General features: G+C 66.7%; 19 protein-coding genes. 8 read left to right on the top strand and 11 right to left on the bottom strand.

The genetic code is table 11. The features are described 5' to 3' along the window. The coding region (locus Q0693_RS06155) for an EVE domain-containing protein (protein ID WP_298630011.1) at positions 1-398 on the bottom strand (398 nt) is incomplete at its 3' end. Positions 399-467: 69 nt separating this feature from the next. Between Q0693_RS06155 and Q0693_RS06150 the strand changes: the two genes are divergently transcribed. The 3 genes from Q0693_RS06150 to Q0693_RS06140 are packed head-to-tail and all read left to right on the top strand — an operon-like array spanning position 468 to position 3,312. Then, entirely contained in the window at positions 468-953 is a 486-nt protein-coding gene (locus Q0693_RS06150; protein WP_298630010.1) for a hypothetical protein, read from the top strand. Positions 954-962: 9 nt separating this feature from the next. Beyond that, complete coding sequence (locus Q0693_RS06145) at positions 963-2,327, top strand: FAD-linked oxidase C-terminal domain-containing protein (RefSeq protein ID WP_298630008.1); 1,365 nt, start codon at positions 963-965, stop codon at positions 2,325-2,327. Between the two features lie 49 nt (positions 2,328-2,376). Next, complete coding sequence (locus tag Q0693_RS06140; RefSeq protein ID WP_298630006.1) at positions 2,377-3,312, top strand: GGDEF domain-containing protein; 936 nt, start codon at positions 2,377-2,379, stop codon at positions 3,310-3,312. Here Q0693_RS06140 and Q0693_RS06135 read toward each other — a convergent pair. From Q0693_RS06135 to Q0693_RS06105, 7 genes are all read right to left on the bottom strand, one after another. After that, entirely contained in the window at positions 3,309-4,388 is a 1,080-nt protein-coding gene (locus Q0693_RS06135) for a prephenate dehydrogenase (RefSeq protein WP_243030166.1), read from the bottom strand. The genes Q0693_RS06140 and Q0693_RS06135 overlap by 4 nt on opposite strands. Then, positions 4,385-5,419 (bottom strand): 3-deoxy-7-phosphoheptulonate synthase, encoded by a 1,035-nt coding sequence (aroF, locus tag Q0693_RS06130; RefSeq protein ID WP_243030167.1) that lies wholly within the window; start codon positions 5,417-5,419, stop codon positions 4,385-4,387. The genes Q0693_RS06135 and aroF overlap by 4 nt, the downstream gene beginning before the upstream one ends. Positions 5,420-5,652: 233 nt before the next feature. Continuing rightward, the gene (locus Q0693_RS06125; RefSeq protein WP_298630003.1) at positions 5,653-6,465 is read right to left on the bottom strand and encodes a menaquinone biosynthesis protein; all 813 of its coding nucleotides are present in this window, start codon (positions 6,463-6,465) and stop codon (positions 5,653-5,655) included. After that, positions 6,465-7,613, bottom strand: a complete 1,149-nt coding sequence (gene mqnE, locus Q0693_RS06120) for an aminofutalosine synthase MqnE (RefSeq protein WP_298630001.1) — start codon at positions 7,611-7,613, stop codon at positions 6,465-6,467. The genes Q0693_RS06125 and mqnE overlap by 1 nt, the downstream gene beginning before the upstream one ends. Further along, positions 7,610-8,290 carry a hypothetical protein gene (locus Q0693_RS06115; RefSeq protein WP_298629999.1) on the bottom strand — a complete coding sequence of 227 codons (681 nt, stop codon included), beginning with the start codon at positions 8,288-8,290 and terminating at the stop codon, positions 7,610-7,612. Before Q0693_RS06115 ends, mqnE begins: the two co-directional genes overlap by 4 nt. Positions 8,291-8,293: 3 nt before the next feature. Beyond that, a complete protein-coding gene (locus Q0693_RS06110; protein ID WP_298629997.1) occupies positions 8,294-8,737 on the bottom strand; it encodes a YqhA family protein in 444 nt (147 codons plus the stop codon). A gap of 9 nt (positions 8,738-8,746) precedes the next feature. Further along, the gene (locus Q0693_RS06105) at positions 8,747-9,778 is read right to left on the bottom strand and encodes a substrate-binding domain-containing protein (protein WP_243030172.1); all 1,032 of its coding nucleotides are present in this window, start codon (positions 9,776-9,778) and stop codon (positions 8,747-8,749) included. A gap of 89 nt (positions 9,779-9,867) precedes the next feature. On the opposite strand from Q0693_RS06105, the gene Q0693_RS06100 reads away from it, so the two are divergent. The 5 genes from Q0693_RS06100 to purD are packed head-to-tail and all read left to right on the top strand — an operon-like array spanning position 9,868 to position 14,228. Further along, positions 9,868-10,401 carry a glycerol-3-phosphate acyltransferase gene (locus tag Q0693_RS06100; protein ID WP_298629994.1) on the top strand — a complete coding sequence of 178 codons (534 nt, stop codon included), beginning with the start codon at positions 9,868-9,870 and terminating at the stop codon, positions 10,399-10,401. Between the two features lie 9 nt (positions 10,402-10,410). Then, a complete protein-coding gene (locus Q0693_RS06095) occupies positions 10,411-11,205 on the top strand; it encodes a fumarylacetoacetate hydrolase family protein (protein ID WP_243030174.1) in 795 nt (264 codons plus the stop codon). Next, positions 11,199-12,092, top strand: coding sequence for an MBL fold metallo-hydrolase (locus Q0693_RS06090; RefSeq protein WP_298629992.1), 894 nt, complete (start codon positions 11,199-11,201; stop codon positions 12,090-12,092). The genes Q0693_RS06095 and Q0693_RS06090 overlap by 7 nt, the downstream gene beginning before the upstream one ends. Before the next feature lie 52 nt (positions 12,093-12,144). Then, complete coding sequence (purN, locus tag Q0693_RS06085; RefSeq protein ID WP_298629990.1) at positions 12,145-12,984, top strand: phosphoribosylglycinamide formyltransferase; 840 nt, start codon at positions 12,145-12,147, stop codon at positions 12,982-12,984. Beyond that, positions 12,981-14,228 (top strand): phosphoribosylamine--glycine ligase, encoded by a 1,248-nt coding sequence (gene purD / locus Q0693_RS06080; RefSeq protein WP_298629988.1) that lies wholly within the window; start codon positions 12,981-12,983, stop codon positions 14,226-14,228. The genes purN and purD overlap by 4 nt, the downstream gene beginning before the upstream one ends. A gap of 5 nt (positions 14,229-14,233) precedes the next feature. Here the strand turns inward: purD and Q0693_RS06075 are convergent, their stop codons facing one another. The 3 genes from Q0693_RS06075 to Q0693_RS06065 all read right to left on the bottom strand — a co-directional run. Further along, positions 14,234-16,132, bottom strand: a complete 1,899-nt coding sequence (locus tag Q0693_RS06075; protein WP_298629985.1) for an exonuclease domain-containing protein — start codon at positions 16,130-16,132, stop codon at positions 14,234-14,236. Then, the gene (locus Q0693_RS06070) at positions 16,129-16,485 is read right to left on the bottom strand and encodes a response regulator (protein ID WP_298629983.1); all 357 of its coding nucleotides are present in this window, start codon (positions 16,483-16,485) and stop codon (positions 16,129-16,131) included. The genes Q0693_RS06075 and Q0693_RS06070 overlap by 4 nt, the downstream gene beginning before the upstream one ends. Then, positions 16,460-17,227, bottom strand: a 768-nt coding sequence (locus Q0693_RS06065; RefSeq protein WP_298629981.1) for a HAMP domain-containing sensor histidine kinase, incomplete at its 5' end; no start/stop codon positions are given. The genes Q0693_RS06070 and Q0693_RS06065, both read right to left, overlap by 26 nt.

The following is a 17,227-nucleotide window of genomic DNA, read 5'->3' as shown; positions in this document are numbered from 1 at the left end:
ATAACGGAAAGCCGGTTCCCCTTCCTCACCAGGGGGTGGTCTTGGGGAAAGCAGGCCTTGAGCTGGGCCAGGGGGATGAGGGGCCAGGCCTCGAGGAAGGCCACCTCCACCGTGTACCAGCGGGGCTTTTCCCGGGTGGCCGTGGGGTCAAAGTAGGGGCTGCTGGGGTCAAACTGGGTGGGGTCGGGGACGCGGGTTCCCACCACCCGGCAAAGCCCGGCGATCCCCGGGGGGTTGGTGCCCGAGTGGTAAAAGAAACAAAGGTCCCCCACCTGCATCTGCAGGAGGTAGTTCCGGGCCTGGTGGTTGCGCACCCCATCCCAGATGGCCTTGCCCTCCCGCTTTAGGTCCAGGATGCTATACACCTGGGGTTCGGACTTGAGAAGCCAGTAGGCCATGGCCCAAGTCTAAAGGGGGCTTTAGCCAGGACCAAACCTTTTGCGAAGGGGTTTTGGGAGGATAAGGCCATGCGCATCCTCCTTTTACCCTCCCTGGTCCTCCTTTCTGCCTGTACCCTCACCCTGGAAGCGGTCTATCCAGGTCACCGTATCACGGGCCTGGAAACGCAAGGCACCTACTGCGCCTCTGCCAATACCCGGGTGGATTTCCGCTTTAGCCTGGAGGGAAGGCTGGATCAGCTGGAGGTTTTCTGGATTCCTGAGGGCCTAAGCCCAAGCCAAGCCCGCCCGGAGGAGCGCTATACCCTTCCGGGGCCGATATATTCTGGAGAGGTCCGGGGCTTTGTGGAGGTCACGCCCTCGGGAGGGATACAGGCGGTTTCCCTGGCCTGGCCTTCGGGGGCGGCGTTAAGGCCCCAGGGCGTCACCGTGGAGCCCTTGCCCGAGCGGAGGCTTTGGCTTCGGGGCCACACCGGGGGCTTGGCTGGGCCCTATGTACGGGCGGCCAACCCGGTGGTCCCCGGCTCCTTCCCCTATTGCGATCCGGGCTGGTAGCCTTAGGGCATGGCGGCTTGGGGAAAAACGCAGACCGGGGAGGTGCGCGCGGAGCTGAAGGCCCTTTTCGGCTCCAGGGCCCTCCTTTCCCCGGCGGAGAAAGGGGTGTACCGCTACGACGCCATCCTGGTGGGGCCGGAGCCTTTGGCGGTGGTCCTGCCGGAGTCCCGGGAAGAGGTAGAGGCCCTGGTGCGCCTGGCCCGGAAGTACCACCTTCCCCTGGTTCCCCGGGGTGCGGGAAGCGGCCTAAGCGGGGGGGCGGTGCCCGAGGAGGGGGCCATCGTGGTGGCCTTCACCCGCATGACCCGCCTGGAGCTGGACCCTGTAGGGCGTACCGCCTGGGCCGAGCCTGGGGTGACCACGGCCCGGATCTCGGAGGAGGCCCGGCCCTATGGGCTTTTCTACCCCCCAGACCCCGCTTCTTGGCGCACCAGCACCCTGGGGGGCAACCTGGGGGAGAACGCCGGGGGGCCCCTGTGCTTCAAGTACGGGGTCACGGGGGATTACGTCTTGGAGCTGGAGTTCGTGGACGCCTGGGGGCAGGTGCACCGCCTGGGCCGGGAGGCTTACGATGTGGCTGGCCTGCTTATCGGCTCGGAAGGGACCTTGGGCCTGATCACCGGGGTGCGGGTGCGGCTCTTTCCCCTTCCCCGGTACCGGGCCACCTTGATGGCGGCTTTCCCCGAGGTGGGCGCCCTGGCGGAGGCGGTCTCCCGGGCCATCGCCTTGGGGGCGGTGCCGGCGAAGCTGGAGTTTTTGGATCCCGTTTGCGTAAACGCCGTGGAGGACTACCTGGGCCTGGGGCTTCCAAGGGGGCATGCCCTTCTCCTGGCGGAAACCGATGGGGAGGACCTCGAGGTGGTCCAGGAGGAGCTCTCCTTGGTGGAGAGGACGGCCCAGGAACTTGGGGCCAGGGTGCAAAAGGCGCGGGACGAGAAGGAGGCGGAGGCCCTTTGGCGGGCCAGGCGGAGCGTGAGCCCCGCCCTGGGCCGCATCCGCCCCAAACGGGTCAACGAGGACATCGCCGTTCCCAGAAGCCAGCTTCCTGAGGTGGTGCGGGAGATCCAGGCCTTGGGGGAGGCCTACGGCCTGGTGGTGGCCCAGTTCGGCCACATCGGGGATGGGAACCTGCACCCCAACATCCTCTTTGACCCCAGGCGGGAGAGCGAGGAACGGGTCTGGGAGCTGGCCCACCAGATCGCCCGGGTGGCCCTACGGCATGGCGGCGTGCTTTCCGGGGAGCATGGGATCGGCCTCATGAAGCGGGAGTTCATGAAGGAAGCGGTGGAGGAAGGGACCCTCGAGGCTTTCCGCACGGTAAAGGCCACCTTGGATCCCCAGGGGCTCCTGAACCCGGGCAAGATCCTGCCCTAACGGGTCTATTTTCACGGGGTTTTGACAGGAAAGGGTCTACCCTGGAGGCATGGATGGCCGGGGCCGGGTCTTCTACTTTGCCAGCTGGGCGGGGTTGGCCCTGGGCCTTTTGCTCCAGGTGAGGCGCTTCCCGCCCCAGGGCCTGGAGGTTCTCGTCCACCTTTTGCTGGTCCTCTGGGCCCTTTGGGCCATGAGCCGGGGCCCCAAGGTGGCGCCCCGCCTTCTCCTCCATCCCCTAGGGGCCTATCTGCTTTTTGAGATGTGGCGGATGGGGGAGGCCTGGCCCTTGGCTGGGCTCTTCACCCCGGCCCTGTACCTGCTTTCCGGGTTCGCCTATCCTCCTTGGTCCTTGGGGCATCTTTTGGGGGCCTTTTGGGGTGGGGTCTTGGTCCTGGCCCCCCTGGTGTGGGGCCGGAACCCGGACGCTTGGCCCCATTTTGCGGTAAGCCAGGTTATCCTCTACAGCCTCACCTTCCTCCTGGCCCGGTTCCGAGAACTTCATGGCCAGATGCGCTTTTGGAAGGAACAAGCCCTAACCTGCCCCCTCACCGGCCTTCCCAACCGCCGGGCCTTGGAGATGGCCCTAGAGCGGGAGGCGGCCCGGGTGGAGCGGGGGGAAAAGCCCTTTAGCCTGGTGATCCTAGACCTGGACGACTTCAAAAAGGTCAACGACACCCACGGTCACCTGGTGGGGGACCGGCTCCTAAAGGAGGTGGCCCAGTACCTGGTGGCCCACGTGCGCCAGGGGGATCTGGTGGGGCGCTGGGGTGGGGAGGAGTTTGCCATCCTCCTTCCTAGGACCCAGGGGGAGGAGGCGATGCAGGTGGCGGAAAGGCTCAGGACCGGGCTTAGCCGCTTGGGGGTCACGGGAAGCTTTGGGGTGGCGGTGTACCAAGGAGATCTAGGGGATCTATTCCAGAGGGCGGATAGGGCCCTTTACCGGGCCAAGGGGGAGGGAAAGAACCGGGTGGAACGGGACCTTTAGGAGACCCGGTACCCCGCTTGCGAGAGCACTTCCCGGGCCCTTGCCCGCTCCTCCCGGCTGGCGAAGCCCAAGCGGATGGCCCCGGCTTCCTCGCGGATGGTGAGGACCTCAATGTCCTTGATGTTGACCCCAGCCTCCCCCAAGGCGGTGGCGATGCGGGCGATCTGGCCCGGGCGGTCGGGCACCTGGACCACCAGGTCGTGCATCTCGGGCAGGAGGCTGCGGCGCACGATGGGGAGGCTATCCCGGGTGCGCTTGGCCTCAACCGCCGCTTGGAGTAGGGCCTCGGGTTCGTCCAAAAGCCCCTCCAGTTCCCAAAGAACCCCCCTTAGCTCCTCTATGGCCTCCTTGAGGGCTTCCTTGTTCTCCACCACCATGTCCCGGCTCATGCGGGGGGAGCCGGAGGCCACCCGGGTCAGGTCGCGAAACCCCCCGGCGGCCAGGAACATGAGGAGGTCCCGGTGGGGGCTATGGGCCACCAGGTGGTTCAGGGCCACGGCCAGGAGGTAGGGGAGGTGGGAGATGCGGGCCACCAGCTGGTCGTGAAGCCCTGGGGGGATCTCCAAAGGATAGGCCCCCAAGGCCTCCACCAGCTGGCGGAGGCTTTCCTTGGCCTGGGGGCTGGTCCTTTCCGTGGGGGTGAGGACCCAGATGGCGTTTTGCAGGAGGCCGGCGTGGGCGTTTTCCACCCCGGCCCGCTCGCTTCCCGCCATGGGGTGGCCCCCCAGGAAGTGGGGGAGGGTGTCCTCGAGGGCCGCCACCACCTTGGCTTTCACACTTCCCACATCGGTCCAGAGGCTTTGGGGGTTGGCCCAGGGGGCCAGGGTCCTCCCCAGGTCCGCCAAGGCCCCCACGGGTGCGGCCAGGATGCCCAGCTCCAGCTCCGCCACCCAGGGCCCCAGGGTGGGATGCACCCGGTCCGCCACCCCCAGGAAAAGGGCCCTTTCCAGGGCCTCGGGGTCTTGGTCGTAGGCGTGGACCTCCTCGGCCAGGAAGCGCTCCTTCAGGCCCAAGGCCACGCTTCCTCCCAAAAGCCCCACCCCAAAGATCCCCACCTTGCCAAAAAGGGGCTTCATCCTAGGACCGGTGCGGAGAGGGTTTTGTCCAAGGCCTCCACCAGGCGGCGGGCCTTTTGCATGAGCTCGGCGAACTCGTGCTCGTGGAGCTGCTGGGCGGCATCGGAAAGGGCCTTTTCCGGCTCGGGGTGGGTTTCCACGATGAGGCCGTCCGCCCCTGCCGCCAGCCCCGCCAGGGCCAAGGGGATAACCCATTCCCGACGGCCTGCGGGGTGGGAGGGGTCCACCCAGACGGGAAGGTGGGTAAGGCTCTTGAGCACGGGGACCGCGGAGACGTCCAGGGTGAAGCGGGTGGCCTTCTCAAAGGTGCGGATTCCCCTTTCCACCAGGATCACCTGCATGTTGCCGCGGGAGAGGATGTATTCGGCACTCATTAGGAACTCCTCCAGGGTCATGCTCATGCCCCGTTTGAGGAGGACGGGCTTCCTAGTCTCGCCCACCGCCTGCAAAAGGGTAAAGTTCTGGGCGTTACGGGCCCCGATCTGCAGGGCGTCGGCGTATTCGGCCACCAGCTCCACCTGGTCCGGGGCGAGGACCTCGGTGACCACGGGAAGCCCCGTTTCCCTTCGGGCCTCGGCCAGGATCTTGAGGCCTTCCAGGCCAAGGCCCTGGAAGGCGTAGGGGCTGGTCCTGGGTTTGAAGGCCCCGCCCCTTAGCATCCCCGCCCCGTGGGCCTTCACGTAGCGGGCGGCCCTTAGGGTCTGCTCCCGGGACTCCACCCCGCAGGGCCCGGCGGCGATCAGCACGTGGCCCCCTCCCGTCTTTCCGGTGGGGAACTCCAGTACCGTGGGGAAGGGCTGGACCTCGAGGCTCGCCAGCTTGTAGGGCTTGGAGATGGGGATCACCTCCGCCACCCCGGGAAGGGCGCGGAAGTGCTCCATGAGCTCCGGGGTGGGCCCGCGGCCGATGGCCCCCACCAAGGTGGTCTCCACCCCCCGGGAAACGTGAGGCCGGTAGCCCACCTTCTCAATCTCCCGAACGACCTCTTCCAGCTCCGCTTCCGTGTGTCCTCGCCGCATCACGATCAGCATGGTTTCCTCCGAAAAGCCTTGGGCGCCCCCTTTTTGGGGGCGCCCTCCTTGCGGAAATACCTCATGCGGACCGCAGGGCGCCCCCGGCGGGATAATAAAAGCCGAAGTGGCGCCTTGGGGTCCGCATATTGCCTCCAAGCATAGGGAAGGGAAAGGACCCTGTCAAGGGGGGAGGCCCCCGCCCGGGGTTCGTACCCCAAGGCTGGCGGTAGGGCGCACCGGCCCGTCTAGGGTCAGGCGGGATAGTAGAGGGGGGCAAAGGGGAGGCCCAGGGCCTGGGCGAAGGCCTTAAGGCCTAAGCGGTCGGGCTCCTCCAGGTGGTAGCGGAAGTTCCAGAGGTAGTGCTCCATTAGGGCCGGGTGGATTCCCAGCCGCGTGGCCTCGGCTTCCGCCACCTCCCCAAGCCGGGCAAGCCCCTGGCGCCGGGCCTTCCTCAGGGCTTGCACCAAGGGCAAAGGGGGAGGGTTCTCCCTGCGGTAGGCCCAGACGGCGAAGACGAAGGGAAGCCGGGTGCGTGCAAACCAGAGCATGGAGAGGTCCACCACCGCCACCTCCCCGAAGCGGGTGGGGAGGGCGTGGGGGGTTTCGGGAAGGCGGTCTAGAAGGCTGGCGTAGGCCCTTATGGCCTTGTCGCCGATGAGGAGGACCCCGTCGTATTCGCCGAGGAGTTCCAGCCCTCCTTCCCGGTTTTCGTACCGGGGGAAGATGCCCCGTTCACCCAAAAGGAGCTTTAAGAGCTCCACGCTGGTGGCGCTTTCCGTGGTGAGGGCGATGCGCCTTAGGCCGGCAAGCCCCCCCTTGTGGAAGAGGTTTACGGAATACACCCGCCCCAAAACGGCCACGGAGAAGTCGGGAAGAAGCCCCAGCTCCTCCTGGTGTTCCAGGTAGAAGTAGCTGGAGACCAGGGAAAGCCCCACCTCCCCCGAGAGCACCATGCGGTTGAGCTCCGCGGGAACCCCATAGCAGAGCCGCCAGCTCCCTGGCTCCAGAAAGCGGTAGAGGGGGGCGGTGTTGGCGTAGAGGGGAACCCCTAGGGCGTAGACCATCAGGCCTCGTTGGGGCCCCTTTCCCCCCAGGGAACCGCCACCTGGTCCCAGACCCGGATCTCCCGGTAAAGGGCGTCCCGTTCCACGGGGATGCGCCCTGCCCTCCGGATGATGCCCGCAAGCTCCCTTTTGGAAAGTCCCTGGGGGGTGGGGCTTCCCGCCATGTGGACGATGCGCTCCTCAATCAGGGTGCCGTCCAGGTCCGTCACCCCCCAGTCCAGGGAAACCTGGGCCAGTTCCGGGGTCAGGGTGGCCCAGTACCCCTTGATGTGGGGGATGTTGTCCAGGTAAAGCCGGGCCACGGCCAGGTTGCGCAGGTCGTCCAGACCGGTGGTGAACCCCCGCTGGCCCAGCTTCTTGGCCAGCGGGTTGCCGTCCGGTTGGAAGGCCAAGGGGATGAAGCTCATGAAGCCCCCGGTTTCGTCCTGAAGGCGCCTGAGGCGGTCCATATGGTCCAGGCGCTCCTCCAGGGTCTCTATGTGCCCGTAGAGCATGGTGGCGTTGGTGGGGATGCCCAGCTCATGGGCCATCCTATGGATGGAAAGCCACCCTTCCGCGGAAACCTTGGCCCGGGCGATCTCCTTGCGCACCCTCTCGGCAAAGATCTCCGCCCCCCCTCCGGGCATGGCGTCCAGCCCCGCTTCCTTGAGGGCCTGGAGCACTTCCCTATAGGGAAGACGGGCGATCTTGGAGAAGTGGTGGATCTCCGCCGCCGTCCAGGCCTTCACCTGGACCCCGGGGAAGGCCTCCTTCAGGGCCCGCACCAGGTCCAGGTAGTAGGTAAAGGGCCTCTTGGGGTGGTGGCCCGCGGTCATGTGGATCTCCGTGAGGCCGGGCTGGTAGCGCTCCCTGACCCAGGCCACCACCTCTTCCACGTCCCAGTCCCAGGCCCCCTCCTCCCCGAACCTTCTCTGGAAGGCGCAGAAGGTGCAGCCCACGTAGCAGATGTTGGTCTGGGAGACGCGGATGGAGTGGACGAAGTAGGTCTTGTGCCCGTGCTTCCTCTCCCGCACCCGGTTGGCCAGGCGCATGAGGCTGGGGAGGTCTGGGGTTTGGTAGAGGACCAGCCCCTCGGCGAAGGTGAGGCGTTCCCCCGCTTCCACCTTTTCGGCGATGGGCCAGAGCTTGGGGTCACGGATACCCTTCACAAGCCCGAGTCTACCCCTTCCCGGAACCTGCGGACTAGGGCCTCCACTTCCCTTTGCCTCCCCCCCACGCTCTTCCCCGGCAGGAGGCCCCGCAGGTAGCGATCGGTGAGGAGGAGGTCCACATAGGGGTAGAGGGTGGCGGCCATCACCGCATCCAATAGGTCCGAAGGCCGGGGCTTGCGGCTTAGGTCCGAGGCCATGCGGGCGAGAAGCTCGGCCAAAAGGCGCACGAAGGGCACCTCCTTAAGCCCGGTGCGGGCCTGGATCTCCTTAAGGGCCGCCTCGAGGGCCTCCCGGTAGGGCAGACCCCGGAGGCTTTCGGGCAGGCCCCAGAAGGGGGAGAGGTCCGCAGGGGCCTCCCAGCTTCCCCCCCTCCAGAGGAAATCCTCCCGGGAAAGCCCCCTCTCCTGGCGCACGGCCACCTCCTGCCAGGGGCGCACCCAGTAGCCTTGGGAGAGCTCGGCGAAAAGGCTTTGCAGGGCGGGCAGGAGGTAGCCGGCCTTTTCCGCAGGGCCCCGGATGGGGTAGAGGGTTTCCAGCACGTGGAAGGGGCTGGGTGGGGCCAGGACCTGGCCCTTAAGGGCCAGGTACAGCTCCCCGAAAACCTCGTGTCCCCGCTGGCCCAGGAGGTGCTTGGCTATGCGGCTGGCGTAGTTTTGGTCCAGATAGACCAGCAAGGGCTATTCTTTGGCCTTGGCCAGCCAAAGGGAGGCGGCCAGGAAGGCCACCCCCCCGGCGAAGAGGAGGAAGTCCAAGGAGGTCTGGGGCTTGAAGGCCGAGGCCTTCTCAAAAAACTTCACCACCAGGATCATGACGATCACCTGGCCCAGCTTCCCCTTCAGGTCCGCCAGGCTTTCCACCGTGAGGACGTTTTCCAAGGGGAGCTCCAGCTTGCGGATGAAAAGCTCAAAAAGGCCCAGGCTGAAGATGAGGAAGACGGCGCTCAAAAGGGCCAGGTCCACGGCGCCCACCAGGACGGGGAGGGCTTCGTCCAGGGGTTTTCTCACCGCCACCAGGGTTTCCTCGAGGGCATGCCAGGCGAAGTAGAAGGCCCCGAGGAGCATGCCCACCACGGGCAGAATCATGAGCCAGCGCAAGGGGTAGACCAGGGTCTCCGGACGCATGGGCGCATTCTAAGGCAGGTAGGGGGCCGTGGGGGAGGTGCGGGTGGAGGCCCGTTCTATCAAGAGGGGCTCAAACCGCACCTCCCGGGGTGGCCCGGCATAGCCCTGCATCCTTTCCAGGAGGAGTTGCGCCGCCCGGGCCCCCATGGCCTCCACCGGCTGGGCGATGGTGGAAAGCCCCACCTCCTCGGTGAAGGGATGGCCGTCAAAGCCCAGGACCCGCACCTCCTTGCCCAGGGTAAGCCCCAGCCTCTCCGCCTCCTCCAAGACCCCCAGGGCCACCTGGTCGGCGCCGGCGAAGACGTTGAGGGGCGGGGAGGCCTTTTCCAGGAAGTACCGGAGGGCAAGCCTGCCGCCTTCCTGGGAGAGGCGGGTGGTGTAGAGGTGCTCCTCGGGAAAGGGGCGGCCCGTGGCCTTGAGGGCTTCCCGGAATCCGGCCAGGCGCTCGGCGAAGACCGTGTGGTGGAAGGCCCGGTCGGGTTCCTCCTCCACCTTTACGGCGAAGATGGGCCCGGGGAAGCGGGCCAGGTACTCCCCGGCCAGGTGGCCGCCCAGAAAGTTGTCCAGATAGACGGAGTCGTACCGGGGATTTTTGGCGTCCACCAGCACCACGGGACGGTCGGTGGGTAGACGGCCCCCTTCAAAGTGCTCGCTGAGGTCGTAGGAGGCCAGGATGAGGCCGTCGGTGAGAAAGGCCAGGGTGGAGCTTTGTAAATAGCGCCTAAGCCGGGCCTGGGAGAGGATGGGAAAGAGGGCCAGGTCGTAGCGCTTTTCCAAGAGCACGCTCTCAATGCCCTCCACAAGCCTGCGGTAAAACTCCGTGGCCACAAAGGGAAGGAGGACCGAGACCGTGTAGCTTCTCCCTCCCGCGATGCGCCGGGCATGGGGGTTGGGGGTGTAGCCCAGCTCCTCCATGGCCTTGAGCACGCGGGCCCGGGTTTCCGGCCGCACCGCCTTGTGGTTGTTGAGCACCCGGCTCACGGTGCCCAGGCCCACCCCGGCCCGGGCGGCCACCTCGAGGATGGTGGGTTTCTTCTTCATGGCCTCAGCACCTCAGGATGTGGAAGCGCTTCATGGAAACTTCCATCCTTAGGATAGGGCAAGCCCCGGCCCTTTGCAAGAATGGGGGCATGGCCTATGTGCTACTGGCGTACCTGTTGGGCTCCTTGGTGGGAGGCCTCCTCTTCTTCCCCGAGGTACGGGCCAAGGACCTTCCCGGGGGCTCTGGGGTTTACCGCCGAAAGGGCCCTTTGGCGGCCCTTTTGGTGGTGGTTTTTGACCTGGGGAAAGGGGCGCTGGCCGCCTGGCTGACCCCGCCGGAGTGGCGGGCCTGGGCGGCGGGGGCCGTGGTGGCGGGGCACAACTGGCCCCTCTACTTCCGCTTCCGGGGCGGGGGTGGGAGTGCCCCCTCCTTGGGCTACTTCCTGGCCTGGCTTCCCGGGGAAACCCTCCTGGCCACGGCCTTGGGCCTGGGGGTGGCGGGGGTCTACCACCTTCTCCACTGGGGGAGGCGCCGGAGGGGCATCTACCCCATTCCCTTTGGGGCCATCTTCGGGTACCTGGCCCTTTTGCTCCTGGCTTCCCCCGAGGGCAGGCTGGGGGCTTTCCTGGCGGCCCTTTTGGTGGGGCTCAGGGGCCTGCAAATCCTTCGGGGAAGATGGTAGCTTTAGGGCATGAAGATCCTCCGGTTCAACGAGGGGCGTTGGGGCATACTGGAAGGGGAGCTGGTCCTGGAAACCGATGGCCCGGGGGGTAACCCCACGGGGAAGCGTTATGACCTGGCGGCGGTTCGCCTTCTGGTCCCGGCCACGCCCAGCAAGATCGTCTGCGTGGGGAGGAACTACAAGGAGCACATCCGGGAGATGGGCCACGACTTCGGCCAGGATCTGCCCAAGGAGCCGGGCCTGTTCCTGAAGGCCCCCAACACCCTGGCCCACCCCGGTAACCCCCGGGACCCCTGGAACACGGGGGATGCGGTGCCCTACCCCTTCTTCACCCAGGAGCTCCATTACGAGGGGGAGCTGGCGGTGGTGATCGGGGACCGCATGCGGAACGTGCCCCCGGAAAAGGCCCTAGACCACGTGCTGGGCTACACCATCGCCGTGGACATCACCGCCCGGGATGCGCAGAGAGAGGACCTCCAGTGGGTCAGGGCCAAGAGCGCGGACAAGTTTTTGCCCCTGGGTCCTTGGCTGGAGACGGATCTGGACCCCCAGAACACCTGGGTGCGCACCTACGTGAACGATGAGCTCCGTCAGGAAGGGCATACGTCCGCCATGATCTTTTCCGTGGCGGAGATTCTCTCCTACATCTCCAGCTTCATGACCTTGGAGCCCCTGGACGTGGTCCTCACGGGCACGCCGGAAGGGGTGGGGGCCCTTAGGCCTGGGGACCGGTTGGAGGTGGCCGTTGAGGGCATCGGCACCCTCCACACCCGGATCGGCCCTAAGGAGGAGCGCCCATGGTGAAGGTCCTGGACCTCCACTTCCAGGGGGCGGAAAGGGTGATCGCCAGCTTCCTCCTGGAGTCCCAGGAGGGGCCAGTGCTGATCGAAACGGGGCCCGAGAGCACCTACCCCCGCCTCGAGGCGGCCCTAAGAGGGGAAGGGGTGGACCCCAGGGAGGTCCGCCACGTCTTCGTGACCCACATCCACCTGGACCACGCCGGGGCCGCCTGGCGGCTGGCCCAGCTGGGGGCCACGGTGTACGTGCACCCGCGGGGGGCCCCTCACCTGGTGGACCCCTCGAGGCTCCTGGCCTCCGCCGAGCGCATCTATGGGGCCATGCTGAAACCCCTTTGGGGAGAGCTTAAGGGTATTGCCCAGGCGCAGGTGCGGGCTTTGGCGGACGGGGAGGTGGTGAACCTAGGGGGGCTTAGGGTGCAGGCCCTGGAAACCCTGGGCCACGCCTCCCACCACCACGCCTACCTGGTGGATGACCTCCTCTTTGCCGGGGACGTGGCCGGGGTGCGGATAGCCCCGGGGCCGGTCCTGCCCCCCACCCCGCCCCCCGACATCCACCTGGAAACCTGGTACGCTTCTTTGGACCGCATCCTGGCCCTGCGGCCAAAAACCCTTTACCTCACCCACTTTGGAGGGTATGGGGACGTGGAGGCCCACCTCCTGGCCCTAAGGGGTGTTTTGGAGGAGTGGGCGGGCTGGGTCCTGCACCGGCTCAAGGAGGGCCTTCCCCTGGAGGTGATGACGGAGCGTTTTGCGACCTACTGGCGGGAAGGCTTGCGGCGGGCCGGGGTGGGGGAGGAAGGGATTGGGCTTTACGAGCTGGCCGATCCCCCTTACATGAACCTGCAAGGCCTGGTGCGCTACTGGCAGAAGCACCATCCCGAGGCTCTTTAGTATGGAGGGGCGCGGGTTTTCCACCCCCTTTCCTTTAGGCCGGCCTGCGCGCATGGCGGTCTTGGCCTCGGGCCGGGGGACGAACCTGGAGGCCCTCCTCGAGGCCTTTCCGCCCGGAAACCCCTGGGGGGAGGTGGTGCTGGTCCTCTCCGACAACCCGGAGGCCTACGCGCTGAGGCGGGCTGGGAGCCGGGGGGTGGAGGCCCTGGCCATCCCCTGGCGGGGGCGGAGGGCCTTTGAGGGGGAGGCCTTGGCCCTCTTGCAGGCCAGGCGCATTGACCTGGTGCTCCTGGCCGGGTTCATGCGCCTCCTTTCCCCGGGTTTTGTGGAGGCCTGGTACGGGCGGCTTTTGAACATCCACCCTTCCCTTCTTCCCGACTACCCGGGGCTAAACGTGCACCGGCGGGTGCTCATGGCGGGAGAGAAGGAAACGGGCTCCACGGTGCACTTCGTGGACCAGGGCATGGACACCGGCCCCATCGTCCTGCAGGGCCGGGTGCCCATCCTGCCCGGGGACACCCCGGAGGCCTTGGAAAGACGGGTGCTTTTCCTGGAGCACCGCCTCTATCCCCAGGCGGTGCGGCTGGTCCTCCTGGGGCTTGCCTTCCCGCCCCCCGAGGAAGGGGAGCTCGCCCCTTGGTTCCGGGCCCTTTCCCCTCGGCAAAGGCCCCTTTACCTGCGGGCGTATGCCCTTCTTAAGGCCTGGGGACAGGAGGCCATGGCGCTAGGGGCCTTCCAGGGCCAAGGAGGCGAGTGGGGAAGAGGGGCCTTTTTGGCCGCCCACCTCCTGGCGGAGGAGCATCCTGCCCTGCGCCGGGAGCTGGCCACCCTGCCTGAGGAGGTCCGGCTTCGGGTGGAAAAGACGCTGGCCCGGGTAGAATCTTCCCCATGAAGGTGCTGGTGGTGGGCTCGGGGGGACGGGAGCACGCCCTCCTTTGGAAGGCGGCGCAAAGCCCCTTGGCGGACCGGCTTTACGCCGCCCCTGGCAATGCCGGGATGGCGGCTTTGGCGGAGCTGGTGCCTTGGAGCGGGGATGTGGAGGCCCTGGCGGACTGGGCCTTGAACGAGGGGATAGACCTCACCCTGGTGGGTCCCGAGGCCCCTTTGGTGGAGGGGATCGCCGATGCCTTCCAAAGGCGGGGCCTTCTCGTCTTCGGCCCCACGCAGAAGGCGGCCATGATTGAGGGCTCCAAGGCCTTTGCCAAGGCCCTTATGGAGCGCTACGGCATCCCCACGGCCCGGTTTAGGGTTTTCCAGGACCCCCTTTCGGCCCTGGAGTACGTGGAGGAAGTGGGGGTACCCATCGTGGTCAAGGACTCGGGGCTGGCGGCGGGGAAGGGGGTGACGGTGGCCTTGGACCTCCACACCGCTAAACAGGCGGTGTCCAACATCCTTTCGGGACCCGAGGGGGGCGAGGTGGTCATCGAGGAGTACCTGGAGGGGGAGGAGGCCACGGTTCTCGCCCTCACCGATGGGGAGGCCATCCTTCCCCTTTTGCCCTCCCAGGACCACAAGCGGCTTGGGGATGGGGACCAAGGACCCATGACCGGGGGGATGGGGGCGGTGGCTCCCTATCCCATGGGTGCGGAAACCCTGCGGCGGGTGGAGGAGGAGATCCTGAAACCCCTGGTCCAGGGCTTGCGGGCCGAGGGTGTGGTCTACCGTGGGGTGGTCTACGCTGGCCTCATGTTGACCCGGGAAGGGCCCAAGGTGTTGGAGTTCAACGCCCGCTTCGGCGACCCCGAGGCCCAAGCCCTTTTACCCCTTTTGCAAAACGATCTGGTGGAGCTGGCCCTAAGGGTGGCCGAGGGGCGGCTTAAGGGGACGGAGCTTTCCTGGCGGGAAGGGGCCTCGGCCTGCGTGGTCCTGGCGGCACCCGGCTACCCGGAAAACCCCAGGAAGGGGATCCCCCTGCACGTGCCCGAGCCGCCGGAGGGGGTCTTGGTCTTCCATGCGGGGACCCGGTGGGAAGGGGGGAGGTTGGTGAGCGCTGGGGGACGGGTTTTGAACGTGGTGGGGTTGGGCCAGGACCTGGAGGAGGCCTTGGGGCGGGCCTATGCCTTCATCCCCCAGGTGGGTTTCCCTGGGGCCCAGTACCGCAAGGACATCGGCCAGAAGGCCCTGAGACGGCGCTGATCCCTTTAGTATTGCAGCTTGGCCAGGGGCAGCTTGGCGCAGGCCTCGAGGGCCTTCCCCAGGGTGGGGTACCCTTTGGCCTTAAGCAGGGGAACCATCCGGGCAAAGACCTCGGCGGTCATGAGGGCGTCCCCCAAGGCGGTGTGCCGCCCCACCACCGGCACCCCGAAGCGTTCCGCCAAGGCTTCCAAACGGTGGTCCTTGAGGTCGGGGAAGAGGAGGTGGGAAAGGAGCAGGGTGTCCACCAGGGGGGGTTGGTGGATCCCCACCCGCCGCAAAAAGGCCATGTCAAAGGCTCCGTTGTGGGCCAGGAGGACGCTATCCTCCAAAAAGGCGCGGAAGGCGGGAAGGACCTCTTCCAGCCGGGGTTTGCCCTTCAGCATCTCCCAGGTTAGCCCGTGCACCTGGCTGGAGGCCTTGGGGATGGGCCGGCCGGGGTCCACCAGGGCCTCAAAGACCTCCTGGCGGAGCACCCTTTGCCCTAAAACGTGCACCCCTCCCAAGGCGATGATGGCGTCCTTTTCCGGGTCCAAACCCGTGGTTTCCAGGTCAAAGGCCGTGTAGAGGAGGCCCTCTATGGGGGCTTCCTCCAGTTCCTCCGGGACTTGCAGGAGGGTAAGGTCAAAGACCACGGCCCTGGGAGGGGGGCCTTCCTGGGCGGGGAGCCTAGGGGCTTCCCGTGCGGGAAGGAGGAGGTGGAGGCGAAAGGCCTCCTTCCAGGCGCTTCCCCCCGAGCGCCCGGCGGCTTCCTCGAGGAGGGGAGGCAACCGGACGCCCCCACCCCCTTCCGGGAGGGTTAGGGTGAGGTGAAGGAAGCCATCCTGCCGCCTGGCTTCCAAGAAGGCTTCCTCTACCTCCTCGAGGGCCTCCGCCAAGCCCCGGGCCAAGGCGTAGGTGTCCGCCAACACCAGAAGCCCCTTGGCCCCCTCCTCCAGGGAGAAGCCGGGGGCGATGCCCGCCTCTCGCTCCAGGGTCTCTAGGAGGAGGGGAAGGAGGTCCTCCGCCAGGACCTCCGCCGCCTGGGGTGGGGGCCTCCAGGAGGCGAGGAGCTGGCCAAGCTCTTCCGCAGTGGCCTTAGCGGTGTTCAGGAGGGCCTGGAGGCGGGGGGTTTGCACCTCCAGGTGCAGCACCTCCACCAAGGCCTTCAGCCCAGCCAGCTTGTCCCGCAGTTGGTGAAGGAGCTTTCCCTCCAAAGCCCCTTCCTCTTTGGCCCCTTCCAGGAGGACCAGGTACCCCTCGTCGCCCTCCAGGGGCACCACCTGCAGCCACAAGGCCCCCTTGGGTCCTTGGGTAAGAAAGCGCTCTTCGGGAAGGCTTAGGGCATGGACCCAAAGCCCCCGGTCCAAAAGGCCCAGGAGGCTTTTGCCCACCCCCAGGCCCTCCCCCAGAAGCCCCCGGGCGGCGGGGTTATAGAGGAGGACCTGGCCCTTGGGGTTGGCCAGGATCACCCCTTGGGGCAGGTGGGCGATGAGCAGGGCCAGCTTCTTGCGCTCCTCTTCCACCAGGGTCTTGGCCTCGGCGATCCGGGCGGCCACCTCCCGTTCCAAGGCCTCCTTTTCCTGAGCCAGGCGGTTGATGAGGTCCGCAAGGGCCTGAAGCTCAAAAGGACCCCGGGGGCGAAGGCGGTGGCCTGGGTTGCTTAGGATCACCTCCGCCTCCTGCCCCAGGGCCCGGGTGGCCGCCAGGTAGCCGAGAAACACGGGATAGAGCAAGGCTCCCAGCACCAGGAGGAAAAGAAACCCCACGAAAAGGAGTGCCGGCATCCTGGCCTGGAGCAGACGGAGGAACTCCCGGGCTAGGGCCTCCTCCCCTTGGAGAAGGAGAAATAGCCCCAAGGCCACCGTACCCCCCACCAGGAGGAGGCCCAGAATGAGGGCGCCTAGAAAGCGGAGGGCTTCCCTCATCCTCCTACCAGCCTTTCCACCTGGGAAAGAAGGTCCTGGGTGGCGAAGGGCTTGGCCATGAAGGCCTCGGCCCCCAGGGCCAGGGCCTTGGCCCGGTCCGCCTCCCGCCCCCGGGCGGTGAGGACCAGAACCTTGGGCCTTTGCGGTAGGGTTTTGGCCTTTTCCAGCACGGCAAAGCCATCCAGGCCCGGAAGCATGAGGTCCAGCACCAGGAGGTCATAGGCCTCCCCCTCCAGGGCTTTTAGGGCTTCCTCTCCCGTGCGGGCCAGGACCACCTCGTACCCGGCCCTCTTCAGGAGGAACTCCAGGGGTACCAGGATGCTTTCCTCATCGTCCACCACCAGGATTCTCATGGCTCACCTCCAAAGGCAGGGTGAAGGCGAAGGAGGCCCCATTCCCCTCCCTACTTTCCAGCCAGATTCGGCCCCCCAATCCTTCCACGAGCCTCTTGGCCAGGAAAAGCCCCAGGCCTGTGCCGCCGGAAAAGCTCTGAAAGGGTTCAAATACCAGGGCCTTGGCCTCTTGGGGTACCCCGGGCCCGTCGTCTTGGATGCGGAAAAGGACCTCGTGGTTGCCGGGAGCCACCTCGAGGCGCACCCGGCTTCGGGCGTGGCGCAGGGCGTTGTGCAGGAGGTTTAGGAGCACCTGGAGTACCCGGTCGCGGTCGGTGAGGGTTTGGACCCCTACCAGCTGGCTTTCCATTGTAATCCCCCTTTCCCGGGCCAGGGGTTCCACCAAGGCCAAGGCCTCCTCCGCCAGGGCCTTAAGGTCGGTGGGGCTCCTGGCCAAAGGCACGCCGGCTTGCAAGCGGGTGTAGGCCAAGACCTCCTCCACCAGGCGGGAAAGGCGGGCAGCTTCCTTGGCCAGAAGGGCGGTGAAGCGGCGCCTTTCCTCCTCGCTGAGGTCGGGGTTGGCCTCGAGGATCTCCGCCAAGGCCCGCACCGCGGTGAGGGGGGTCTTGAGCTCGTGGGAGACGGCGGCCAGGATCTCGTCCTTGGCCTGGTCCAAGGCCTTTAGGCGTTCGTAGGCCTCGGAAAGCTCCCGCTTGGCCTCCTCCAACGCCCGGGCGTAGGCCCGCACCTCCCGCGACTCCCG

The sequence above is a fragment of the uncultured Thermus sp. genome, from assembly GCF_938010445.1.
GTDB lineage: Bacteria > Deinococcota > Deinococci > Deinococcales > Thermaceae > Thermus > Thermus altitudinis.
The sequence above is the reverse complement of the archived record's forward strand: the minus strand, read 5'-3'. Positions and strand labels throughout refer to the sequence as shown.